The following is a 23,529-nucleotide window of genomic DNA, read 5'->3' as shown; positions in this document are numbered from 1 at the left end:
AATTATATATTAATTAATCCTTATATGTCTTTATGTAAATGATTAAAATTTTTACAGTTTTGCAAGTGTAAGAAAATTTCTATATAATATGATTTTAGCATGGTATTTGAGGGATTATTATGGTAGCAGTTCTAAGTGTGACAGAAGGCAAGAATAAAGTGATCGTATCTGGGTTGGTTGGTGTTTCATCAACTTTAGTATTTTTAACAGTGATTCACATTGCTGCAAAGATAGCCATTATAGTTACTGCTGCTGCAGTTACTTACGCATTACTTTCATTGCTTAATAAAGCAAGAGCTAAGTCTGCTAAAACTGATGATATGTCAGAAGATGAAGGGTATAGCAGTGTTGATGAAGGTGAAGAAAAAGATACCGTAAAAGAACCAAAAAGAACTGAAACTGAGCTAGAAGAAGAATTAAAAAATAAAAGAGCAGAAGAAGAAATGAAAAATGGACTACCTAAACATATGGATTTCAAAGGTAATTCACTTTCTGAAAGTGCTGATACTACAGATAGTCATTTCGTTTCTAGTGCTACAAATATTGTTATGGAACCTTTACCTAAACACATGGATGCACTTGGTAATCCACTTCCTGAGCAGCCACCGAGCAACCTTACCAATATAGGACTTGGATCATCTAAAAGTACGCAGAAACTATCTGCTGCAGACTTGCTATTACAGTATGGGAATGTAAATAATGATGTGAGGAAAGTGCTAGAATGGCCAATTACCTCAAAGGAGTTTAATGGGTTAGGGTTTAACAGGTAGTTGCTATATCAAACTCTCCATCTTATATTGAGGATCAGATGCAATGCCATACACTCTATTTGGCGGAGCAATTTTGTTCTCTATACCAAAAACTATACCTTCAATTATTGCTGTGAGTACTTTTTCAAGGTTACAATCTGCTCCAGGAACACGGTGCTCTAGGCAGCATCTTTTGGAATCATTGCCAAAATAGGGAATTCTTATTGCAGCAGTTCTGTTATTCACTCCCCAACTAATCGTAGTTGGAGTATGAATATCTGGGTACTGAAATCTTAAATATGAATCATCATTTGGAGCAAAAAATAGCATATGTTTTTTCATCATTGCACATAGTCCACCTATGCTGTGAATCAGGTAGTCACTATATTTTTGTTTGCTGCTGTAAAATAAGTTATCGTTATTTGAATTCATAAGGTTAACATGCACATTTAATGCACTGCCTGCTCTATCCAGATAAGGCTTTGCTTTAAAAGAAACATTTCCCCCAAGTTTTTGTGCTACTTCAGTAAGTAATTGTTTTGCCAACTCAAAATGCATAATTAAATCATCAGAGCTCGTATAACAATCACTTTTTATCTCATATTGGTTTAAAGAACTCTCTTTCTCACAAAAAAATCCAAGAGAAGCTATTTTATTTTTGATGCTATTCAGAAATAAATATTCTTTTTTTATTCCCTCGGTGTAAAACTCCAGCTCAATACCAAATACAGTATTATGGCTCAAATTACTTAATATAATCACAGATTTACTTCAATAAATTTATATTAAATCAGATATATTTATACAAGTACTTTACTTATTTATCAGTAAATTTAATATCTTATTTATACATAATATATTACTATTTTTTAATAACATACTTCTAATACTTGGTACAAGCGGCATTTACAAATTGATTGTTTTTATTTCAAAAAAATGATCAATTTTAGTGCTTCTATACTCTTTACAACTCGTCAAAAAATCCTCATAATTTTAAGTATGTATTAAGTAGTGTTAGCTTTTTATCTTACAGTAAGCTATTGATTAGCTTGTATCTTTCTGACTATTGTTCTTTCTTGGTGTGGTATATGAACTTAACTAACCCTAAGGTTTCTACTATGTTTTTTGATCAGATTATTACAGTAACGGACCATAATGTTACTTGGGAAAAAATCCAAAATTATCTCCATAATCTCTATGGAGAAGCAACATATAACAGCTGGCTGAGTTCACTAAGATTTATCAGCAACAGAAATGGAGAAGTTTTGTTGTCTGTACCAACAAGATTTATAAAGGAGTGGATTACAGTTCACTACATGGAAAAAATATTATCATTATGGCAAAGCGAAGATCAAAGTGTATGTTCTATTGATATTCAATTAATTGAAGAAAGAAATTCAAATTCTAATACGATACTAAAAAATAGAGAGGAAAATAATCATAATCTTGGTTCACCACTAGATACCAGATTCACTTTTGATAATTTTGTGGTAGGAAAGTCAAATGAGTTAGCATTTACAGCGGCAAAGCGTGTAGCGGAATCTATAGATCCAATATCAGGAAGCAACCCTTTATTTCTATATGGTGGAGTGGGACTTGGTAAAACACATTTAATGCATGCTATAGCTTGGGACATAGTCAATTCTCCGTCAGCAAAAAGAAAAGTGGTATATTTATCAGCAGAGAAATTTATGTATCAATATATTACGGCGCTGCGGAGCAAAGATATTATGTTATTTAAAGAGCAATTTAGATCAGTAGATGTATTGATGGTAGATGATGTGCAATTTATCAGTGGTAAAGATAGTACACAAGAAGAATTCTTTCACACTTTCAATGCATTGATAGACCAAAATAAACAATTGGTTATATCAGCTGATAGGTCTCCTAGTGATCTTGATGGAGTAGAAGAAAGAATAAAATCACGACTTGGTTGGGGATTAGTTGCAGATATTAATGAAACAACTTTTGAATTAAGACTTGGTATATTGCAGGCGAAAGTGGAACGAATGAATATGTATGTTCCAAAGGATGTCCTAGAATTTTTGGCAAGGAATATAAAATCCAATATAAGAGAACTAGAAGGAGCATTAAATAAGGTTGCTCATACCTCTTTAATTGGAAGAAGCATGACAGTAGAATCAGCTAGTGAGACCCTAATTGATCTTCTTAGGTCAAATCATAGGTCAATCACAATAGAAGAGATACAGAAAAAAATAGCTGAATTTTTCAATATAAAGATTGCAGATATGCAATCTAATAGAAGGCTCCGCAGTCTTGCGAGGCCGAGACAAATAGCTATGTATTTCGCAAAGAAGTTTACGCAAAAAAGTTTACCAGATATTGGAAGAAATTTTGGTGGTAGAGATCATGCTACTGTTATACACGCAGTCAAACAAGTGGAAAATTTCATAAGAACTGACCCAAAATTTGCTGATGAAATCAATCGATTAAAAAAGATGTTTAAGTAGCACTTTATTAATGACAACCAGGCTGTTTTCATTTTTTTGATCAAATATCTTTTTCAAGTAGATTAAGTAAATCAAAGATCATTATTAGTATAAGCTAAGAGAAAATAGCTAGTCGATTGCTTAAAAAGTATATAAAATCACAATTTAAGTAGGAAATATGGCAATTAGACTTATTCCAGATAATCTTGATATAAGATTTAGTAAATATAGAAATTTGACAGCACTTGTTAGCGTTATTCTTATCATTTTTTCAATGCTTACTTTTATGCTGCGTGGAATGAGTTTGGGTATAGACTTTACAGGTGGAATTTTGATAGAGATAAAATCTTCAAGCAAGGATGATGCTATTCTCGGTATATTAAAAGAGAGTGGATTTACGATACAGAGTTCAAAAGCTGGTGATAACTTAGTTGTGCGGTTTAAAGATGAGGGAGATGAAGATAAAATTAAAAAGGTTAAAAGTATATTAGAAAGCAAATTAGGTAATTTAGTAACTTATCGCAAAATAGATTATGTTGGTCCACAAATAGGCTCAACGCAGATATTTGAAGGGATATCAGCCATGCTAATTGCAATTATTGGAATATTTTTTTATGTTTGGCTTAGATTTAACTGGCAGTGTGGACTTGGTGGAATAATGGCACTGATCCATGATGTGATTTTAACTCTTGGCTTTATCAGCTTAACGAGTATTGAGTTTAATATTTCATCAGTTGCAGCTCTACTTACCGTGATTGGCTATTCAATCAATAATTCAGTGGTTATATACGATCGGATTCGAGAGTATCAAAAAAATAGAAAAGATGTAGAAATGGATGAAATAGTTGATGCTAGCATTAATTCTACACTATTTCGTACTATGTTAACTTCAGGTACTACTCTTCTTGCCGCTCTTCCTTTAGTGCTGATTTGTACAGGTGTGGTCAGAGACTTCTGCTTAATCATTTCTTTTGGCATTGCAATCGGCACCTGTTCCGCAATATTTATCTCTGCTCCTATATTGACCTGCAGAGCGTTGATAAGTAGAGTATAGAACGTTTAACTACGATATAATATTAGCTTATTATCCCTAATAGTGAAATGAAAATATCTCAAAAAGCTCATACCAAGTAATGAATGGGACATAGAGTGAGTATTAACACTAGCGTGCACATCATTAATTAAAAAATTTCCTATTTTAACTTGAGGTATTTGAACCACTCCAGCTTTTATTTGACCTTTTGCAGTTTCATATATTTTAAAGTCTTGAATGTTTTGTAAGTTAATACCAGCATGTAACGCATCTTTTTGCGATAGAACAATATCAGTTGCTCCGGTATCAAGCAAAAACGTTATATTACGATCATTGACTTGAGCTTGAATATAAAAGTGTCCATCGTATGACTTTGTAAATTCAATACTTCCGCCATTTTGAACCCTTCCTTTGTACGGTAGAAAAGTGCTCAGAAACCTATTGCTTAGTTTATCCCCTTGTGAATCAATAAACATTGCAGTAATGACTATTATCAGTAGCCAAATAACTAGATTTTTTGCTGCATTCATATTATGAAAATTTGAAGCCATAAGAGTAAATTTTTAAGATTAGCGTTAAAAGCTATTATTAAAAATAAGTAAATTTTATTGTTTTAGTACAATATTTAATATATACTTTAAGGAGGTATGTTCGATTTAATTTCATGTCAGAAGCAAAAAATTTAATTTTAGCAACAATTCTTTCTATATTGATTATAGTATTATGGCATATTATGTATGATAATTTTCTTAACACGAGCCAAAGCCAACCATCGATTGAAAATATTGAACATATCGAATCTTCTAACGACCTTGCTCCTATGATATACCAAAATCGTTCTGAAATTATTAATTCTACTAGAGAACAGAGAGTTAATTTAACCAATAATATGCTTGAAGGATCAATTTCTCTGAAAGGTGCAAGGTTTGATGACTTAATCCTAACTAACTACCACTTAGAACCGAGTTCTTCTTCTCCACAAGTGGTGTTACTGTCACCTGCAGAATCAAAAGATGTATATTTCGCAGAATTTGGGTGGCTCGATCCGAATGAAAAGATTAAAGTTCCAGATTCTAAAACAGTATGGCAAGCAGATAAACTCAATCAAAAAGAGGTCAATTTATTTTGGGATAATGAAAATGGCATTTTATTTAGAATGAAAATTAGCCTTGACGATAACTACATGTTTAAAGTTGAGCAAATTATTGAAAACAATACAAAAGATAATGTAGTTTTGGTTCCCTATGGTAAAATCAATCGTAAACGTGATAATATTAATGAATCCTATTGGATATCACATGAAGGAGTACTAGGTGCATTTAACAATAAGCTAGAGGAGTGGACATATAAGGATATTTCTAAGAAGCGTTTAATAAAGGCAAGCACGAGTGGAAAAAATTGGTTTGGTTTTGCTGATAAATACTGGCTTACAGCCATCATACCTGAGAAATCAGATAAAATAAATGTGAGCATTAAACACACGAATGTTAATAACATTGATAAGTTTCAAGCAGATTTTGTTAGACCTTACACACACATACTCCCTGGTACAAGTGCTTCTACTCTGAACTACTTTTTTGCTGGGGCAAAGAAATTGAATTTACTTGATTCTTATAAAGACACTCTCAATATACCTTTGTTTGATAAGGCTGTAGATTTTGGTGTTCTTTATTTTATAACCAAGCCGGTGTTTTTACTGCTTGAATATTTTAACTTTGTTTTGAAAAATTTTGGCTTAGCAATATTATTGCTAACTTTAGTAATCAAACTTTTGATGCTTCCCTTATCTAATAGATCATATATTTCGATGTTCAAGGTGAAAAGCCTGCAGCCTGAATTAACTCGTATAAAAGAGTTGTACAAAAATGACAGCTTAAAGCAGCACAAAGAGACAATTGCGTTGTTCAAGAGAAACAATGTAAATCCAATGTCGAGCATTTTCCCTATGCTCATACAAATACCAGTATTTTTTGCTCTGTATAAAGTATTATTTGTTACTATAGAGATGAGACACGCCCCTTTTTATTTATGGATTAAGGATCTTTCAGCTTCTGATCCAACAAACATTTTTACATTATTTGGGTTGTTTAATTATAACTTTCCTATTTCTATAGGCATTTTACCTATAATTTTCGGCGCTACCATGATAATTCAGCAGAAGCTAAGTGAGAAAGATCAAACCAGTAAAGATGATATTCAAGTAAATGTTATGAAGTTTTTACCTTACATTTCTGTCTTTATTTTTTCTTCTTTTCCTGCTGGCCTGGTAATATATTGGATATTTAGTAATATTATAACTCTGGTTCAACAATCATTAATAAAGTTGCTTTTAACAAGAAAAGTGGGGATGAATGTCGAAAATACTAATAGTTAATTCAATTTACCACACTGAAATAGCGAACCTTTTGCTTGAAGGTGCAGTCGATAGATTAAAAGAAAGTCATGCAAGCTATGACATAATTGAAGTTCCTGGTGCATTTGAGATACCAGCTACAATTCTCTTTGCAGTAAAAAGCAAGAATGCTAATTATGACGGTTATTTAGCTCTTGGGTGCGTGATTCGCGGTGAAACTGATCATTATAAATACGTTTGTAAAGGAGTAATCGAAGGCTTAAATGAAGTTATTATGCATTATGCAATACCCCTTGGTATGGGCGTAATTACCGCTGACAGCAAAGATAAAGCACTAATTAGAGCTGACAAAAATAAAAAGAACGTTGGTGGCCATGCAGCCTCAACTGTTTTGCATATGATAGATCTACACAATAAATTAAAATAATGGAGGAAAAACCAGTAGATAAAAAGTGGCGCATAAAAAGAAGTACGGCAAGATTTCTTGCTGTACAAATTGCTTATTCAAATATTTTTGTAAATTACAACAAAAGCACTTTTAAATTGGAAAATTGTGAGCTTAAGGACTACATAAGTACGTTGAAAGATATATTTGAATGTGAAGAATTTGAACATCAGTTCTTAGAAAACTTGTTATGTAAGGTTATAAAAAGCAGTGAAGAATATGATAAAATAATAGAGTCTTATTTACACCCAAGCTGGTCACTTTCACGATTAAATCTTATAAGCTTATCTATTTTGCGTATTGCAGTATGTGAGTTAATTGATTTTGATACACCAGCACTAATTGTTATTAATGAATATACTAACATTGCATCTGATTTACTTGATGCTCCAAACAAAATTGGCTTTATTAATGGGTTGTTAGATAAGGTAAAGGATGCAGTCAGACTAAATAAAAACCCTTAGAAAATTTCTTATAAGTATGTGAATATCTATTTTTTGAGATAGTTTCTACAATAAGTTTAAGTAACCTAACACTAAAAAATGAAGGGCAGGCTTATTTAGTCTACCCCTTTTATACCTAGTGGTTTTGTAATTTTTCTTGCTCTTTTTTGTGTTTAACTTCTGGTGACTTAACAATTGAGCTTGGCACAAATCTAATGATTACTTCTTTAGCATCATTTTCTTCAACGCCTAAACCTAACGTTTCTAATTCCTGTCCACAATTTATCTGTTCAAATATACTATCCCCTTTCTTCTTGTATAGCTGATGTAGATCAAGGAGTTTAGTGTTGCCAAGCAAGATCGGATCAGGATTATCCTTGTATTTAATCTGGCCATAACTTGCAGCTTTGAATATTTCACCTTTTGAGTTAGTAAAATCTATGATATATTCGCCATTTTCGTTCTTATAAATCTCTTCAATAAATTCAAGATCTTTATCTGTTACCTGCAACATCAGGTATCTTTGATAGCTACCAGTAACAATTCTCGGAGCTCTAAGCTCAGATATTTCATTGTTTTTGATGATGGAGTATATTGCTAAACTAACCAGTGCAACAGCAACAAATGCTAAAACACTTATTCCAAGTGGTATAGCTGCAAAAACTGCAAGTGGCGCTAAAAGCGAAGTTGAAGACACCCAATACGGTGTTGAAAGTGCTACTGCTGTGCCTATAACATACAGAGAAGTAAGTGCTGCAAGTGCAATGTTTGTTTTGTGAAGGTGGTTCTTTAAAATTGATATAATTGCCTCACTAAAATAAATTAGAGTTATATATGCAAAAACTATTACAGTCAACTTACATATAAAAAACTACCTACCGCTTGATCCAAAGCCCCCTTCATTGCGGACGGTTTCTTCTGTGTAGAATTCTTCTCTGTCATCCCAAATTACTTGAGATACAGGAGTAATGAGGATTTGTGCGATTCTATCTCCTCTTTTTATTTCATATGGCTGATTACTTAGATTGATTAGGCAAACTTTAACTTCACCTCGATAATCGGAGTCTATAGTGCCCGGAGAATTTAAGACAGTGATTCCATATTTTGCAGCAAGCCCAGAACGTGGGCGAACTTGCCCTTCAAAACCGTTTGGTATTGCAATCACAATGCCAGTTGGAATAAGTAACCTTTCAAGTGGATTTAAAATAACAGAGTTGTCCAATGCAGCATAAAGATCCATGCCAGCACTCTGCATAGTTGCATAACAGGGAAGAGGCAAGCTTTTGCCATGTGATAACTTTTTTATTTCTACTTTAATTTTATCTCTCTGCATTTTTATTCACCAGTTATGAAAATTTGATTGTAGCATGTAAATTATGCCTGTAAAAGATAAGAAAACTACTTGACAAATTTTTCAGCTTCCTTACTATAAAACTGAAGTTGTTTTATTGCCTTCAATCTATACAGATTAAACGACAAAAGTATTATACAGTTGGCGTCTTATAAATCTTTGCGCTATGTGCACTTTATGTCTTCACAATAATTTCTAGGGTTTTCACCTAATATAAGCTGAAGCGGGCTTATAAAATGTTTAAATACAGTATAGAACGCCAATTTTTAGGATTAGAGAGTAACAACTAGCTAACGCTTTCGCCTTTTTTTATTAGTAAATTTCTTAACGTTTATATAGAGGGTGTCATTCCAGCGCGTGACGCTGGTTCCTGGATCTCAGTGTCTGGGCACTGGGATGAGAAAAAAGGGGCTACTTGAATGACACCTTAATGTTCCAGTACGTGACACATAACTGTACGAACATTCATTTTTGAAGACAGCAAAAGGTCAGTGTCCAGACACTGGCATCCAGAAATTTTATTAAGTTGGTAAGCACAAAAGTAGTTGCTTTATGCTAAAACACAACGTTTTTGGTGAGATTATGGACAAACTGGATTCCAGCGGGCTTTGTTGCATAGGTCAAATAAAAAGAACTGGCAGTTACTGACAAAATTCACTATAAGACAAGCATTTAACCTACTAAAGAAAAATATGCCACAAAAAATGAGAGTCAGTAACTGCCATGAATATAACAAATTTCTCCAAGAGAGGGGAAATATTTTTTATTACGTCAATGATGCCATAGAAAATTGGTACGAAAAAGGTCCAAAAATGGCTGGTGGCAACTATATTTATAGCGATAAGGTCGTGATTCTGGTTCACATAATAACTTGTTTATTTAGAATAGGTCTGAGACAAACAGCGGGATTTATAGCAGGGTACCTTGAGCAAGTAAGGAAAAACTTGCAAGTTATTAGCTATTCCCAGGCCTCAAGAAGGCTTAAAAAACTTAACATCAAAATTAATGATCGAAGACATGATAAAAATAATACAGAAGATATTGAGATTGCCATAGATAGTACTGGAATAAGCATCTACAATAATATTCCAGGTCATAGCAAGGCAAATGGTACAGATAGAAAGTATCGCCGCTATGAGCAAACAAGAAAACTGCATGTAATGCTAGAGATAGGTAGCAAAAAAGTTATAGCAGCAAAATACAGTGGCGGAGTTTATTCTGACCACTATGGAGCATGTGATCTTATTGCAAGGATTGATGTTAAATATAATATAAGCACACTATATGCAGACAGGGCATATAATCGAAAGAAGTTATACAAACTGTGCGATGAGCTTGACATAAAGACAAGGATTCCTCCGCAAAATAATGCAGTAGAGCATCCAAAGTTGGATTATATGGATGAGAGAAATTCTACAATCAAGCTCATAAAGTCATATGATGAAGATGGTATGAAGAGGTGGAAAAAAGAGATAAATTATGGGAAGAGATCTTATATAGAAAGTTTTTTCTCGCGACTGAAGCAAACATTTGGGTTTAGTTTTAGAAACAAATCTGAGGTTAATCGTGAGAGAGAACTGCTACTCAAGTGTTATTTGCTTAACAAATTTACTGATATAGGCATGGCTAAATTTGAGATAGCTTCATGAATTTATTCCACGTTACCTACTATCCGAAGAGTGATGCAACAAAGCCATTCCAGCGTCACGCGCTGGAATGAAATCAAAGGGGCTACTTGAATGACATACTTGAATTTACGCTATAAAGTGAACCGGTTTGGTGTGCTACTGTTGTTTGCAGTATTGTAGTGCTAATTTTTTACTTCGGTAGTCTTTTTATTGTCATTATAATTACAAGAATAGTTGAGGCCAATTAATATGAAAACTTTTACGAAAAATTTTAAAGGTAAGGAAAGAAAGCTAGAAGAGTTCAATGAGAAAGTTGAAGACATATCAGCTGTAGCTCAAGATAAGTTTGCACATGAACTTGAAAATATCGCATATGAAAGTGTGCAGAAATTTCGCAGTCTACTTGCTAAAGAAATAAACTCCACTTTCAATAACATTCATTCTCAGAATGTCAATCTACTAAAATCCGGCTTAGTAAACTTGATCAATAAAAAAGGAGAAACAGCGTTAATACGTTCTCTTCTCAATATACTTGTACGATAGAGTTGCTGCTGCAATTTAATATTAAGTGATAACTAAAATAAGTAAGATTTTTTATGGATAAGTCTTACTTATTTTAGCTATATATAGAAAAGGAGGGTTGTTATGTCAACAAGACTAAAGTATCCAATCATAAATATACAACGTAAGTCTAAGCCTAAATCTTTTCCAGTAACTTTAGGAGAGGTTAAATCTTTTTTACGAATTGAAAATGATCAAGATGATAAGTTGATTTCAAGTTTTATTTTTATGGCAACTGATTATGCTCAGTGGCATATGGAAAAGTCACTGGTAAAGCAAACGTGGCAAGTTTCATATGAAGGTTATATACCTCGTAGAATCTATTTAAGCTATGGTCCTGTGAATAAAATAATATTGGCTACTGATAAGAATAGAAAACTTAGTTATTATTTTAGTGATATAGGAAGCTATATTGAATTTTTCAATTATTTGAGCATAATAAGAGCTGATGTTGTATATGAAGCTGGTTATGATAGTGTTCCTGAGCAAATAAAGCTAGGTATTATACAGCATGTTTCTGCTCTCTATAAAAATCGTGAATCAGAAGTAAGTAGCCATTTATCTGAAGTGAAGAAGGTGTATTACCAAAGGTTGTTTTGTAGCTCCTGTTTGTCATTCAATAGCAGATACAACAGATGGTTTCATCCGAGTAGCCCCTTCGATGTCATCCCAGTGCTCAGACACTGGGATCCAGTTTTTTCATGATCATCAAAACGTTGTATTTTAAAATAAAACGGCTACTTTTATGCTTACCAACTTAATAAAATTCCTGGATCCCAGTGTCAAGCACTGGGACGACAAGAAAGAGCTACTGGAATGACATCATTATAAAGTGAACCAGTGTCTGGGCATGGGATGACACCATCTGTTGTACCTACAAATTGCAATCTTCGTAACCGTATCTGTGAGATGGAAAAAACTCAAATTATAAATGAGTTGTATGATAGTATTTATGCAGCATTAAAAGCAAACTCTGATTTAAAGAAATATGTTACTAACATCTATGATTACCTGCCTAAGCAGGTTACTATTCCTTATCTGAGATTGCGCATAGTAAATTATATTAACCTGCATATGCTATCTAACTTTGCTACAAAAGTAAGATTTTCATGCGACATATATACTTATCATATAAGCAGCATGCTTGCTGCTATAAAGCATGTTAGCTTGGTGGTAAAGAGCATTAGTAGTGAGACCATTTTGGAAAGTAATTGTGCTATAAATCAGCATGATGAAGTTTTACATTCAACAATTAATTTTGATATTTTAATACAAGGAGGTAGCGATGAGCAAATTACAGCTGAAAATTAAAGGTCATGACAATAATTTTGTTGTGTTGAATAATATACGAAACTTAAGGTTTACTTTGCGTAATAACAAAGAAGAGATGAAAGATATTTCCTCTTTTGGCTGGAGAAAAGTGCTTGATTGTGCTGGAAGTAGAAAGATTACAATAAAAATTAATGGCATTTTAAATTCAGTATTGGCTGATGAATTATTGCGTAATTCTGCAATGTTAAACTCTAATAATGATTATGAGATTAGTTTTAATGCTAAGGAGAAGATAAAACTCAGGTGTTCGGTTGAATTATATGAGAGATATTACGATCCTGCCACTTTTGACAGCTTCACTGTAGTTTTAGCCAGTGCTGAAGTTGTGAACACTTTTCATTAGTGTTAATTTAATTTTTTCATATACAATAATAATAAGTGGGAATAAATTAAAAAAAATTATGAACGATGAGGATCTTTTCGAAGAAGGCGATGATAATGTTGAAGAGAATAGCGATGACAGAAGAGAAAGGAATTTGAAGAATGAAAATCAGCTTGAAGAGCAGTGCAAAGAGTATTTAAAACCTTTCGAGGATATTTTAAGTCAAATTGATGAAGGAGTTGATAATTTAGATAGTTACGAAAGGACTATGCAAGTAAAGCGAAGTATAGATAGGCTCATAGAAACCTTATATAGCCAAGCAGCATCTGAGGATATTGATGTAGAACTTGAAACCACAAAACACACTCGCGATAAATCAGAGTCCAAGAAAAGAGTTCTGGAAAAGAGAAAGAAACAACTGATGGAAGAGATCTTAAGTTTTCAACAACAAAAGGAGCTAATGAATAGTAGGGAAAAACATGAAGTAGCAAGTGATGAAGATGTTCAGAAGGCAAAAGCACGAGTGAAGTCTTCAATTAGGGGGGTGTTGTTTTCAGTTATTGCTCATAGAATGGATCCAAGAAGGAGGGCAGGGGAAACTGCTGATGACAATGAAAAGCAAGCTCGTATGTACGGTAGAGAAGCAGTTGGTGGAGTTTTAGGTGGATTGTTCAAGGCGTTTTTAACTGCAGTTGCTGCTGTTGTGCGCGAAATTGCTAAACCACTTCAACATATGAATACACAAGAGACGTCTTTTGCAAAACAAGTTGAAGAAAGCAGAAACCAGGATTCACAAAAAGGTCGATCTGTGTAGGTCAAAGTATAATTTCAAAAAAAATTTTTGAAATCATATGTACTAAACTGTAATAGTTTAGACTTAATCTGACAAGCGAATAGAGTAAGATAAAAATATAAACAAATTTTAAAGGAGTGTCAGATATGAGTACAACACAAGAAAAAATATTAAAACCAAAGTTAGGATTGCTAGAACTTGCAAAACAATTAGGGAATGTATCGCAGGCATGTAAAGTGATGGGATATTCGAGAGATACATTTTACCGATTCAAAGAACTATATGAAACAGGAGGAGAAGAGGGATTACATGAGATAAGTAAAAGTAAGCCATTATATGCAAATAGAGTATCAGAGAATATAGAAAAAGCAGTAGTTGAAATAGCAATAGAATTTCCAGCATATGGACAAGAAAGAGCAGCAAATGAACTGAAAAAGAGAGGAATTCTAATATCTGCTAGCGGGGTAAGATCAATATGGCAAAGAAACGATCTTGAAAATTTTAAAAAGAGATTGAAAGCGCTGGAAGCGAAGGTAGTACAAGATGGTATAATTTTGACAGAGGAGCAAGTTACTGCTTTAGAAAAAGCTAAGGAACAAAAAGAGGCACATGGCGAAATTGAGACACAACACCCTGGATACTTAGGTAGTCAAGATACCTATTATGTAGGCAATATCAAATGTATTGGACGAATTTATCAACAAACTTTTATTGATACCTACTCTAGAGTGGCCTTCGCTAAGCTTTATACGGAGAAAACTGCCATAACAGCTGCAGATCTTCTCAATGATAGAGTTATACCATTTTTTGATGAACAGAAAGTTCCATTGCTACGCATTTTAACCGATAGAGGTACGGAGTATTGTGGCAAACCAGGGAATCATGCGTACCAGCTATATTTGGGAATAGAAAATATTGATCACTCTAGAACCAAAGCTTATTCTCCACAGACTAATGGTATATGTGAAAGGCTTCATAGAACTATGCAAGACGAATGTTACAATATTATCTTTAGGAAAAAGATTTATAGTACTTTGGAAGAGCTTCAGTTAGATGTTGATCATTGGTTGCATTCTTACAATAGAGCTAGACCTCATTCTGGTAAGTATTGCTACGGTAAGACTCCTATGCAGACCTTTTTTGACAGTATGCATATTGCTTACCAAAAAAATATTGATAACATTAAAGCAGATTCTGATATCGGTTTTGACTTCGTCGATTCTTCTGTCAGATAATTCATGCTTGTCAGATTAAGTCTAAACTATTACAACGCTCCTCAGCATTATTTAAACTTGCACTTAGTGCATCTTGTTCTTTCTTTAAAGCTTCTATGGTCCTTTCTTTAATCGATGAGATTAAATTACTGGTTATCCCTTCTTGTTTATTGTAAAAAATAGTTAATGATTCAGCATCTCTCTTTTCCAAAACATCAAGTAACTCTGAGCCAAATTGCATCACAGTTTCAACTATTGATTTTGCATAACTCACCATCTGACTGAATCGATAATGTGGTAGTTGTATTTGTGGTAATTCTACAGAATGGCCTCCAGTTACTGCTGATAGTTGCTTAGGATTAAGCGGCGGCTGGAATAAAGGCGGTACTGCTTTTTTGCCTTCCATATCTAAACAATGTCTTATCTTGTATAAACGATCTTCAACTTTATCCCAAAGACCAATAAAGCTCTTGTTTTCAGGCTTGCAGAAGTAATTGCTGTATTTGATAAGATCATGAGCTTCATCAGATTGAACTTCAGGTTGTGAACCAGAGGGTAGTTCTGTTTCCAGTTGCAATAAATCATGCTGACCTTACCCAGAAAAAGTAGACAGAAAGTTAAGACGTTTTTGCTATGAGAATGATGAATCAAAAAGCTCAGGAATGCAATAGTTAATAGTAGAATGTCTACGCTGTTTATTATAAAAAATTTCTATATATTCAAATATTGCGGTTTTAGCTTGTTGTGCAGAGTGTTGTGAAGTATCAATGAGTAACTCTCTCTTAAGTGAACTAAAAAAGCTCTCTGAAACAGCATTATCATAACAACAACCTTTGTGACTCATACTAGAAGTAATATTTTTTGTACTTAGTAAAAATTGATAATTTTTAGAGGTGTATTGCGATCCTTGATCGCTATGAAATAGTAGATTTTTAGCAGATTTGCGCCTACCAATAGCCATGAATAACGCATCTATAACTAATTGCCTATTTACTGCATTACTCATTGACCAGCCAATCACCATGCGTGAATATAAATCTATTATTGCTGCCAAATATAACCATCCTTCATTAGTTTTTATGTACGTAATATCAGTTACCCATATCTTGTTAGGTTGATCAGCGATGAAATTCTGATTTAATATGTTAGGAGTTATAACTCTATTGTCTATTTGTGGTTTTTTACTTTTAAACTTTCGTCTAAGCTTAGCTTGAATGCCATTTTTCTGCATAACATTTTGCACTGTTTTGATGTTATAATTTTTACCTAAAGCCTTTAATTCAGCGTGAATTTTAGGAGCTCCGTATCTGCATTGTGATGCTCGATATACCTTCTGAATATCTTGTATGAGCTCTTCTCTTATTGATTTTTTGTTGTTTTTTTCCTTAGTAATCCATTTATAATAACCACAAGCAGATACGTTCAAAAATCTGCATGATTCCCGTATTTTATAGCATTTTTTATGTTCTTTTATAAAAGAATATTTTACTCTTTTTGGTTTGCAAAATATCCCAGGGCTTTTTTTAAAATGTCTCTTTCCCTCGTTACTCTTGCCAGCTCTTTCTTTAAATCAAACTTTTCTTTGTCACAATGAGCTACTTTCCCTTTTCCTGGAAACGCATCTACTCCAGACATTCTATCATTGTATGTTTTTACCCATCTGCTTAATGAATCACCGCTAATACCCAAATCTCTTGCTATTTTTGCTGATGATTGACCTGTTTCTTTTACTAGTCTTATAGCTTCAATTTTGAATTCTGCTGTATATTCTTTTCTTTTTGTCATACCACACCTCTTTGAAAAAACGTTTTATTTTACTTCAAAAACGTCTTAACTTTCTGTCTACTTTTTCTGGGTAAGGTCAATAGCATGGTTAAGATAATAAATCCAACTGCCACAGATGGTACACAAACAGCGATAGGTGTAATAGCAAGCGATGTAAACGCAAAGGAAAATAGTAAAGGAGTAATTATTGCTCGTGGTGCAATGCTAGCAGATCATGCAATTGTGTGGCCAACAGGTATCACTGAAGAGCAAAAAGCTGCAGCAATAAAGCAACTTGAAGGACGAGGGATCATTGTCCGCAAGGGAGTGTAACTTAAATTAATAAGGGGGAAAAAGAATGCAAAATCCATTTACAAATACAGCATTTAGCATGACGGCACTAACAAATGCGATGAATATATTGCCGGTAAATTATGGACGAGTTGAAAATCTAAATTTGTTTCCAAGTAGGTCAGTAAGATTTAGACATATTACAATAGAAGAGCAAAACGGAGTATTAAGTTTACTACCAACGCAAGTTCCAGGGGCACCAGCAACAGTAGGAAAAAGAGGAAAAAGAAAGGTAAGAACATTTACAATTCCGCACATTCCACATGATGATGTAGTATTACCAGAGGAAGTACAAGGAGTAAGGGCATTTGGATCAGAGAGTGAACTGAAAGCGCTGGCAGATGTAATAACTGACCATTTACAGCTAATGAGAAACAAACATGCGATAACATTAGAACATTTGCGGATTGGAGCGCTGAAAGGAATAATTTTAGATGCTGACGGGTCAGAATTATTAAATCTGTACAACGAATTTGAAATTACACCAAAAGTAGTAAATTTTGCCCTTGGAACAGCAACAACTGATGTAAAACGTAAGTGTCTGGAAGTACTCCGGCATATAGAAGATAACCTAAGTGGTGAATATATGACTGGAATTCATGCCTTGGTAAGCCCTGAGTTTTTTGATGCATTAACTTCGCATAGTAAAGTGAAAGAAGCATATGAAAGATGGCAAGAAGGAGCAGCACTTCGAAATGATATGAGGTCAGGGTTTACATTTTGTGGCATAACGTTTGAGGAATATAGAGGGCAAGCAACTGACCCTGAAGGAACGGTTAGAAGATTTATTGAGAAAGATACAGGGCACTGTTTTCCACTAGGAACAGCGAGCACATTTACAACATATTTTGCACCAGCAGACTTTAATGAGACAGTAAATACTCTTGGACAGCCACTCTATGCAAAACAAGAACCAAGGAGGTTTGATAGAGGAACTGATTTGCATACGCAGTCGAATCCATTGCCAATGTGCCATCGTCCGGCAGTTTTGGTAAAAATTAGTTCTAGTTGATGAATATAGGAAGATTATTAGAAGATTGTTTTGATCATCTAGGAGTGGAAGCCATATATTGTAATCGAAATAAGGAAGGTATTCGTAAAATAAAAGTGCTAATTAAACGTCCTGAGACTACGTACTCTCTAGGTGCAGATGGAGCATTAACTCAGCAAATTGCTTCTATAGAAATACGTGATCAGGACGTTACTTCCTTTAGCATAGGTGATTATATCAAGATTGAAAAAAGGTTCTACAAGATTTTTGAACCACCGTTAAAAGATTCTTCGAGTGAAATATGGAAAATTGAGGCAATAGAAAGTGTTTGATATTAAAATTAGTAACAATATTAATGAAATAATCTCCAATATTGAAAGAAAAGAGCAGAAAATAAAACTGGCAGCTATAAAAGCGTTAAACAAAACGGCACTATGGTTAAAAGCGCAAGCAGCTAAGGAAATCAGTGAGGAAAAGAAGATAAAATTAAGTTTGATAAGAAAGAGATTAAGAATTTTTAAGGCGAAAACTAGCAGATTAGAAGTGTTAATTAGAGCAAATCTCTATGACATTAGAGCATCGACAATTGGCAAAATACAAAAAACAAGAAGAGGATCGAAAGTAGGAAAGCATGAGTTTATAGGAGGATTTGCAGCAGTTATGCCAAAAGGAAATAGCGGTATGTTTAAACGTGAAGGAAGGGCAGCATTGCCAATAAAGGAAGTTAAATTGTCACTGAAACCTGAGGCTTCAAGGATAATAGGGAATCTTATTAATTATGAGGTTGAAAAGGTATTTGAAAAATTCTTCCACCGCGAATTAAGTGACATTACACCTATATGAATTGGCAAGATTTACATCAAGCAATTTGTACTAAGTTAAAGGAAGAAATACCGGCTATACAGACATGTGAAATTTATCCAGCAATAAGAAAAGAATTGATAGCGCCAGCGTTATTTGTAGAGCTTGTGAGTTTAGAATCGGGAAAAGATCCTGGAACAGAAGAATTAGCACTGAAAGCAAGATTTGAAGCACGAATTGTGATTGATAGCACAATAGAAAATGCAGCTATTATTGTCAGAACATTAGCAGCAGAAGTAGCAAGAGTAGTAAATAAAAATACTTGGAACGTGAAAAATGTTTCACCAGGAGAATTTATATCAGGAGGAGGAGATGATTTTAGGCCAGAATTAGATGCATATCTCGTGTGGATGGTTGAATGGGTGCATACAATACACGTAGGGCGATCTATTTGGAAAGAAGGAAAATTTATGCCACACAAAATAGAAATCGGTGAAATAAATGTTAGAAAATAATTTTGCAATTTCGGAACTACAGAGGAAAATGGCCAACATTGTTCGTATAGGAGTTGTAAAAGAAGTAGATTATGAGAAAGCAAAAGTAAGAGTGAAGATAGGAGAACTTTTAACAGATTTTCTTCCATGGATAACTTCTAGAGCAGGAGAGGAAAGAAGCTGGCTACCACCAAGCATAAATGAACAGGTAGTAATATTGTCACCATTGGGAGAGTTATCATTAGGAGTAGTACTTCCTGGAATATATCAACAAAAGTACTCTGCACCAGAAAATAAAAAAGAGGTGAGTAGCTTAACATTTCAAGATGGAACAAAGTTGTCATACGATAAAGATAAACATCATTTAGAGATTGAAGTAGTAGACAAAATAACACTGAAAGTTGGGGGATCAAGTATAGAAATGACAAAAAGTGGAATAAAACTGAAAGCAGAAAGGATCGACTTAAATTGAACAAAGGAATAGTGAGGTTAGGAGACTACTGTGGAGAAGCTATACCACATTTCTGCATTAGCGGAAGTAATAATGTTTTTGTAAACGGTAAGTCAATATGTAGACAAGGAGACAGTTTTAGTGAAGGAAAAGTAATGATTCAAGGATCAAAAACAGTGTTTGCAAATGGTCTTAGTGTAGGAAGAGTAGGAGATATAGTTTCATGTGGGTTTAAAGTAATAAAAGGCAGTGAAAGCGTCTTTGCAAAATAGAAATGAAGGGTATGGATGCTAAAACAGGAAAGACGTTAGAAGGAATAGAGCACTTAAAGCAGTCGATAATTGATATACTGACCACTCCTATTAACAGTAGAACAATGAGGAGAGATTATGGGTCAAGACTATTTGAATTAGTAGATAAGCCAATAAATAGAGATTTAACTTTGGAAATCTATTCAGCAGTAGCAGAAGCTCTACAAAGGTGGGAGGAAAGATTTAAGCTAGAAAAAGTAAAAATGACAGAGGTGAAAGAAGGAAAAGTAACGCTTGATCTAGAAGGATTATACTTACCAAGCGGGAAAAACATTCATTTTGATGAAATTGTAGTTTAAAGATGAAGCAGCTAAATATTGTAGAAAAGCTGAGTTATGAAGAAATCTTTTCGAGAATGAAAGAAGAGTTAGTCCGTAGAGATGAAACCTTTTCAGGATTAGTAGAATCGGATCCAGCAATGAAAGTTCTGGAGGTAGCAGCATGGCGAGAACTTTTACTCAGACAAAGGATAAACGAAGCTGTAAAGGGTAATTTACTAAAATTTGCAACGGGAGAAGATCTTGATAATTTAGCTGAGTTTTATGGAGTGGAGAGGCAAAAAGAAGATGATGATGAACGATTTAGAAAAAGAATTAAAGCAAAGATAGTAGCGTGTGGAAGCAAGGAGTATTATAGGTATCATGCACTGTCGGCAGATAGTAGAGTAAAAGATGCATTAGTAGAATCACCTATACCAGGAAAAGTACAAATTTCAATCTTATCAACACAATTATCCACAACTGGCATATTGTCAGAAGAGCTACTAGAAATTGTAAAAAAGCAGGTTACTAGAGATGATATAAGGGTTTTAACAGATACAGTAACAGTAGTTGGTTGCAATATTACGGAAATAGATATTCACAGCAGAATGAGCATAAGTCCTGTGATATCGAAGGAGGAAATCAAGAAGCAGTTCATTAAGAAGTTTGAAGCAAATAGAAGGCTGGGATGGAGTGTGACAAGATCATGGATAATAGCGAATCTATTTGTAGAGGGTGTAGAAAATGTGGAATTAATCGAGCCAAAAGAAGATGTTGTAGTGCTAGGAAATGAATGTGCAAATTTGCGAAATTTAAAGATTGAGTTGAATTAATGTTACTGCCACCAAATGCAACAAAACAGGAAAAAGCGCTAGTAGATGCGATAGATTATAAAGTAGATCCAAGCTGTATCAGGGGATTTAAGTTTAGATTGGAAGAAGAAACATTGCCGTGGATAATAGAAGAATATGGTTTAGAAGAAATACTACGCTGGGTAAAAGATAAAAGAAGAGCCATAGTAGAAGGAGTAAAATTTCAAAGACTGCGAGGAACACCTAAATCACTTAAAATAGCACTCAAGTGGGCAAATATAGAAGACATTACAATCATCGAAGAACCACCCGGTAAACACTTTTTTGAGTTGCAAGTAGGGATAAAAGAGGTACAAAATGACTTCCTCGTAGATGCAGTAGTAGAGCTGGCAAAACTATCACTGCCTGTAAGATCCAGATTGATGAGGATTTTTAACGATTATTATAATGCGCAAAGATTTATATTGGATGAGAGTTTATTTGGAGATCTTCTTTCTGACTATTCAGGGGTAAAAATAGAAAAAGATGGACCGGTGTTATCGTTTGGAAGAGTAAATTTCTTCAGGTTTAGTGTTACGTCAATTAAGGTTATAGAGAGTTATCTACGCAACCATTATGAACAAACATTTAGTAATGACATATATCGATTAGATGTAGCAGTACTTGGAGAAACAGAGCCTCATACAAAAGATTACAAAGGCGTCTATGAAAGAAGTCATCAGTGGTATAACTTAAAAGCACTATATCCATTACCACAGAGTTTATTACCAGAAATTAAGTTTGCGAAGGCGCAAGTTATATTATCGGACAGTTGGAACTTAGAAGAAATAAATGCGTGCTTTCCGGTTGGTAGCATAGAAGAAGAAGGAAATAAATTTGTATTGGGAAACGATAAACTTTCATGGCAACGTTGGAATTTAAAACACAAACCAATTTTAGAAAGGTTTAGCGTTACTCACAACTATAAAGTAGAAAATTATACAGATCAGAAGGTCAGAAAATATGTTTTAGCAGAACACAACGTTTACTATAAAAATGATTTGGATTCAGAGCAAAAAGACTCAATACACGAATTAGAAAAGCACATTTTAGTATTTTACCCGGGAGTACTGAAGTGGCATGAACATCGACATTTGCACAGAAGTTGGAAAGATAGTCGAATAATATCTCTAATAAGTTAAGTACTTATATTTAGATCCTCATATATTATATTAATAACAGGTAAAAGTGTATGAAATAAAAAGAAAAAGACTTGCTTTCTCATGCTAAAAAGGACATGACTTGAATAGCAGCAGGTAAATATAAGAAATTTGTCTGGTGCTAGAAAAGCTAATTTTGTGAGGTATGAAATGAGTTTTAGCAAGAGTAAGTTTTTTAAAGGAGTATCAAGTAACGGATTTAAAGACATTAATAAAAGAAATGAAGAAGGAGAGACGATCTTGCATCAAGCAGTAGAAATCTCTGATTACAAAACAGTGAGATTATTAATAAAAAAAGGAGCAGAGGTAAATGCAAGAGATAAAAATGGTTATACACCACTACACTGTGCAGTATTCGCAAAGAGTTTAGAAAATGTAAAAGTGCTGCTAAGGTCGGGAGCAGAAGTAAATGCCACTCAATATGTCACTGGATGTACGCCACTCCACTCTGCGTGCAAGATGGGAGGAGCAGGAGTTGAAATAATAAAAGAGCTGGTAAAGGCTGGAGCTGAAGTTAATCAACTGAATAAGTACGGCGCAACGCCAATGTATTACATCTGGGAAAGTGAAAAGTATCGTCTATGTGATAGCAAAGAGAGTGAAAAGGCGAGTAAATTTTTGAGAGAAAAAGGAGGAATAACAAAAAGTAGAGAACTGACGTGCTATGGAATAGAGGGGCTAGTGGGAGAAATAGCAGACATGTTGAATGGAAGCTACATGCCGGAGCTAAAAATAATAGAGATAGGAGAAATAAGGAAGAGAGACAAATCGCTAATAAAGAAAGAATGTCAAAATTTAGCAAGCAAGATAATCAGCCAAGTGAATGCAATGATAGATGAGGTGGTAAAAAGGAAGGCTTAGGTTTAAAGAAAAGGTGGGGTAAGTTATGGTAAAGCTGGGTAAAAAAGATAAGTCACTATTAGAGAACTCGTTTAAAAATATTTATGAAAGAGACGAAAAAGGAAGAACAGCTCTACATTATGCAGTAGAGGTAAAAACAGTGAGGTTATTAATCGAAAAAGGAGTAGATGTGAATGCAGCAGATGTAAGAGGAAATACAGCACTGCATCTAGCGATAACGGAGAAACGTCTAGAAACAGTTAGAGAATTGATAAAATCAGGAGGGAATGTAAATGCTGAAGAGTATGGCAATAAATGCACTCCGCTGCATCTTGCATGTATGGTAGGAGAAAAAGAAATAGTGGAGGAGCTAGTAAAAGCAGGGGCTGAAATAGAGCAAGCAGATAAATTTGGAATAACAGCGATGGATTATGCGAAAAATAGCAAAGAAATAGCCGAGGTATTAAAGAAAGAAACAGAGAAAATGGAAAGTTTGTTAAAAAAATAAGAGTCGTATCAGAAAGCGCAACAGCAGTTGGCAAAGGAAGGGCTAGACCAAATTTGAAGGCTGTAGCTGATAA

Annotated in this window: 31 protein-coding genes and 1 pseudogene; 25 read left to right on the top strand and 7 right to left on the bottom strand. The window is 34.2% G+C overall.

Going from position 1 to position 23,529, the window contains the following annotated elements; all coding sequences use genetic code 11:
- Window positions 1-119 precede the first annotated feature (119 nt).
- Entirely contained in the window at window positions 120-770 is a 651-nt protein-coding gene (locus ABWU52_RS04045) for a hypothetical protein (RefSeq protein ID WP_353276250.1), read from the top strand.
- 3 nt (window positions 771-773) lie between these two features.
- Here ABWU52_RS04045 and ABWU52_RS04040 read toward each other — a convergent pair whose 3' ends face one another.
- Window positions 774-1,511, bottom strand: coding sequence for a glutamine synthetase (locus tag ABWU52_RS04040; RefSeq protein WP_353276248.1), 738 nt, complete (start codon window positions 1,509-1,511; stop codon window positions 774-776).
- Between the two features lie 326 nt (window positions 1,512-1,837).
- Between ABWU52_RS04040 and dnaA the strand changes: the two genes are divergently transcribed.
- Window positions 1,838-3,220, top strand: coding sequence for a chromosomal replication initiator protein DnaA (gene dnaA, locus ABWU52_RS04035; protein WP_012481713.1), 1,383 nt, complete (start codon window positions 1,838-1,840; stop codon window positions 3,218-3,220).
- Window positions 3,221-3,377: 157 nt separating this feature from the next.
- Window positions 3,378-4,253, top strand: a complete 876-nt coding sequence (gene secF, locus ABWU52_RS04030) for a protein translocase subunit SecF (RefSeq protein ID WP_353276246.1) — start codon at window positions 3,378-3,380, stop codon at window positions 4,251-4,253.
- A 5-nt stretch (window positions 4,254-4,258) separates the two neighbouring features.
- Here the strand turns inward: secF and ABWU52_RS04025 are convergent, their stop codons facing one another.
- Window positions 4,259-4,783 (bottom strand): TIGR02281 family clan AA aspartic protease, encoded by a 525-nt coding sequence (locus ABWU52_RS04025; RefSeq protein ID WP_068651218.1) that lies wholly within the window; start codon window positions 4,781-4,783, stop codon window positions 4,259-4,261.
- A gap of 113 nt (window positions 4,784-4,896) precedes the next feature.
- Here ABWU52_RS04025 and yidC point away from each other — a divergent pair, with 113 nt between their 5' ends.
- Genes yidC through nusB form a run of 3 tightly spaced genes read left to right on the top strand, consistent with a single transcriptional unit; the run spans window position 4,897 to window position 7,494 of the window.
- Window positions 4,897-6,606, top strand: coding sequence for a membrane protein insertase YidC (yidC, locus tag ABWU52_RS04020; protein ID WP_353276244.1), 1,710 nt, complete (start codon window positions 4,897-4,899; stop codon window positions 6,604-6,606).
- Window positions 6,584-7,012 (top strand): 6,7-dimethyl-8-ribityllumazine synthase, encoded by a 429-nt coding sequence (locus ABWU52_RS04015; RefSeq protein WP_264331124.1) that lies wholly within the window; start codon window positions 6,584-6,586, stop codon window positions 7,010-7,012. The genes yidC and ABWU52_RS04015 overlap by 23 nt, the downstream gene beginning before the upstream one ends.
- Window positions 7,012-7,494: a transcription antitermination factor NusB gene (gene nusB, locus ABWU52_RS04010; protein ID WP_353276242.1), complete on the top strand. Its 483-nt coding sequence runs from the start codon at window positions 7,012-7,014 to the stop codon at window positions 7,492-7,494. Before ABWU52_RS04015 ends, nusB begins: the two co-directional genes overlap by 1 nt.
- A 115-nt stretch (window positions 7,495-7,609) precedes the next feature.
- Here nusB and ABWU52_RS04005 read toward each other — a convergent pair whose 3' ends face one another.
- Complete coding sequence (locus tag ABWU52_RS04005; protein WP_353276240.1) at window positions 7,610-8,329, bottom strand: hypothetical protein; 720 nt, start codon at window positions 8,327-8,329, stop codon at window positions 7,610-7,612.
- A 15-nt stretch (window positions 8,330-8,344) separates the two neighbouring features.
- Window positions 8,345-8,806 (bottom strand): dUTP diphosphatase, encoded by a 462-nt coding sequence (dut, locus tag ABWU52_RS04000; RefSeq protein WP_353276239.1) that lies wholly within the window; start codon window positions 8,804-8,806, stop codon window positions 8,345-8,347.
- Window positions 8,807-9,435: 629 nt separating this feature from the next.
- Between dut and ABWU52_RS03995 the strand changes: the two genes are divergently transcribed.
- The 7 genes from ABWU52_RS03995 to ABWU52_RS03965 all read left to right on the top strand — a co-directional run bounded on the left by ABWU52_RS03995 (window position 9,436) and on the right by ABWU52_RS03965 (window position 14,695).
- Window positions 9,436-10,473: an IS5 family transposase gene (locus ABWU52_RS03995; RefSeq protein WP_353276237.1), complete on the top strand. Its 1,038-nt coding sequence runs from the start codon at window positions 9,436-9,438 to the stop codon at window positions 10,471-10,473.
- Between the two features lie 228 nt (window positions 10,474-10,701).
- Window positions 10,702-10,995, top strand: a complete 294-nt coding sequence (locus tag ABWU52_RS03990) for a hypothetical protein (RefSeq protein WP_063631247.1) — start codon at window positions 10,702-10,704, stop codon at window positions 10,993-10,995.
- Between the two features lie 102 nt (window positions 10,996-11,097).
- Entirely contained in the window at window positions 11,098-11,718 is a 621-nt protein-coding gene (locus ABWU52_RS03985) for a head-tail connector protein (protein WP_353276235.1), read from the top strand.
- Window positions 11,719-11,922: 204 nt separating this feature from the next.
- Window positions 11,923-12,324, top strand: a complete 402-nt coding sequence (locus tag ABWU52_RS03980) for a DUF3168 domain-containing protein (RefSeq protein ID WP_353277715.1) — start codon at window positions 11,923-11,925, stop codon at window positions 12,322-12,324.
- Window positions 12,299-12,688 (top strand): phage tail tube protein, encoded by a 390-nt coding sequence (locus tag ABWU52_RS03975; RefSeq protein ID WP_007302803.1) that lies wholly within the window; start codon window positions 12,299-12,301, stop codon window positions 12,686-12,688. Before ABWU52_RS03980 ends, ABWU52_RS03975 begins: the two co-directional genes overlap by 26 nt.
- A gap of 58 nt (window positions 12,689-12,746) precedes the next feature.
- The gene (locus tag ABWU52_RS03970; RefSeq protein ID WP_264375624.1) at window positions 12,747-13,481 is read left to right on the top strand and encodes a hypothetical protein; all 735 of its coding nucleotides are present in this window, start codon (window positions 12,747-12,749) and stop codon (window positions 13,479-13,481) included.
- 125 nt (window positions 13,482-13,606) lie between these two features.
- Entirely contained in the window at window positions 13,607-14,695 is a 1,089-nt protein-coding gene (locus tag ABWU52_RS03965; RefSeq protein WP_353276233.1) for an IS481 family transposase, read from the top strand.
- A gap of 10 nt (window positions 14,696-14,705) precedes the next feature.
- On the opposite strand, the gene ABWU52_RS03960 is transcribed toward ABWU52_RS03965, so the two are convergent.
- The 3 genes from ABWU52_RS03960 to ABWU52_RS03950 are packed head-to-tail and all read right to left on the bottom strand — an operon-like array spanning window position 14,706 to window position 16,459.
- The gene (locus tag ABWU52_RS03960) at window positions 14,706-15,251 is read right to left on the bottom strand and encodes a hypothetical protein (protein WP_353276232.1); all 546 of its coding nucleotides are present in this window, start codon (window positions 15,249-15,251) and stop codon (window positions 14,706-14,708) included.
- Window positions 15,252-15,305: 54 nt separating this feature from the next.
- On the bottom strand, window positions 15,306-16,184 hold the full coding sequence (locus ABWU52_RS03955; RefSeq protein WP_353277659.1) for an IS3 family transposase: 879 nt from the start codon (window positions 16,182-16,184) through the stop codon (window positions 15,306-15,308).
- A complete protein-coding gene (locus ABWU52_RS03950; RefSeq protein ID WP_064085359.1) occupies window positions 16,160-16,459 on the bottom strand; it encodes a transposase in 300 nt (99 codons plus the stop codon). The genes ABWU52_RS03955 and ABWU52_RS03950 overlap by 25 nt, the downstream gene beginning before the upstream one ends.
- Before the next feature lie 90 nt (window positions 16,460-16,549).
- Between ABWU52_RS03950 and ABWU52_RS03945 the strand changes: the two are divergent.
- The 12 genes and pseudogenes from ABWU52_RS03945 to ABWU52_RS03890 form a co-directional block, all read left to right on the top strand.
- Window positions 16,550-16,771 (top strand): annotated as a pseudogene (locus ABWU52_RS03945) (head decoration protein); the annotation flags it as partial.
- A gap of 25 nt (window positions 16,772-16,796) precedes the next feature.
- The gene (locus tag ABWU52_RS03940) at window positions 16,797-17,801 is read left to right on the top strand and encodes a major capsid protein (protein WP_353276230.1); all 1,005 of its coding nucleotides are present in this window, start codon (window positions 16,797-16,799) and stop codon (window positions 17,799-17,801) included.
- On the top strand, window positions 17,801-18,112 hold the full coding sequence (locus ABWU52_RS03935; protein ID WP_353276228.1) for a hypothetical protein: 312 nt from the start codon (window positions 17,801-17,803) through the stop codon (window positions 18,110-18,112). Before ABWU52_RS03940 ends, ABWU52_RS03935 begins: the two co-directional genes overlap by 1 nt.
- A complete protein-coding gene (locus ABWU52_RS03930; protein WP_410541972.1) occupies window positions 18,105-18,623 on the top strand; it encodes a phage tail protein in 519 nt (172 codons plus the stop codon). The genes ABWU52_RS03935 and ABWU52_RS03930 overlap by 8 nt, the downstream gene beginning before the upstream one ends.
- Window positions 18,620-19,096, top strand: a complete 477-nt coding sequence (locus ABWU52_RS03925; RefSeq protein ID WP_353276226.1) for a hypothetical protein — start codon at window positions 18,620-18,622, stop codon at window positions 19,094-19,096. Before ABWU52_RS03930 ends, ABWU52_RS03925 begins: the two co-directional genes overlap by 4 nt.
- Entirely contained in the window at window positions 19,083-19,547 is a 465-nt protein-coding gene (locus ABWU52_RS03920) for a phage baseplate assembly protein V (RefSeq protein ID WP_353276224.1), read from the top strand. The genes ABWU52_RS03925 and ABWU52_RS03920 overlap by 14 nt, the downstream gene beginning before the upstream one ends.
- The gene (locus tag ABWU52_RS03915) at window positions 19,544-19,798 is read left to right on the top strand and encodes a PAAR domain-containing protein (RefSeq protein ID WP_038250997.1); all 255 of its coding nucleotides are present in this window, start codon (window positions 19,544-19,546) and stop codon (window positions 19,796-19,798) included. The genes ABWU52_RS03920 and ABWU52_RS03915 overlap by 4 nt, the downstream gene beginning before the upstream one ends.
- Window positions 19,799-19,800: 2 nt before the next feature.
- The gene (locus ABWU52_RS03910) at window positions 19,801-20,136 is read left to right on the top strand and encodes a GPW/gp25 family protein (protein WP_353276222.1); all 336 of its coding nucleotides are present in this window, start codon (window positions 19,801-19,803) and stop codon (window positions 20,134-20,136) included.
- A gap of 2 nt (window positions 20,137-20,138) precedes the next feature.
- Window positions 20,139-20,930 carry a baseplate J/gp47 family protein gene (locus ABWU52_RS03905; RefSeq protein ID WP_353276220.1) on the top strand — a complete coding sequence of 264 codons (792 nt, stop codon included), beginning with the start codon at window positions 20,139-20,141 and terminating at the stop codon, window positions 20,928-20,930.
- The gene (locus tag ABWU52_RS03900) at window positions 20,930-22,090 is read left to right on the top strand and encodes a phage tail protein (protein WP_353276218.1); all 1,161 of its coding nucleotides are present in this window, start codon (window positions 20,930-20,932) and stop codon (window positions 22,088-22,090) included. Before ABWU52_RS03905 ends, ABWU52_RS03900 begins: the two co-directional genes overlap by 1 nt.
- Window positions 22,091-22,258: 168 nt before the next feature.
- On the top strand, window positions 22,259-22,969 hold the full coding sequence (locus ABWU52_RS03895) for an ankyrin repeat domain-containing protein (RefSeq protein ID WP_353276217.1): 711 nt from the start codon (window positions 22,259-22,261) through the stop codon (window positions 22,967-22,969).
- 25 nt (window positions 22,970-22,994) lie between these two features.
- On the top strand, window positions 22,995-23,456 hold the full coding sequence (locus ABWU52_RS03890; RefSeq protein WP_353276215.1) for an ankyrin repeat domain-containing protein: 462 nt from the start codon (window positions 22,995-22,997) through the stop codon (window positions 23,454-23,456).
- The last annotated feature ends 73 nt before the right edge of the window (window positions 23,457-23,529 follow it).

The sequence above is a fragment of the Wolbachia endosymbiont (group B) of Villa cingulata genome (assembly GCF_964028285.1).
Classification (GTDB): Bacteria; Pseudomonadota; Alphaproteobacteria; order Rickettsiales; family Anaplasmataceae; genus Wolbachia.
This window is presented reverse-complemented; position numbering and strand designations above follow the sequence as displayed.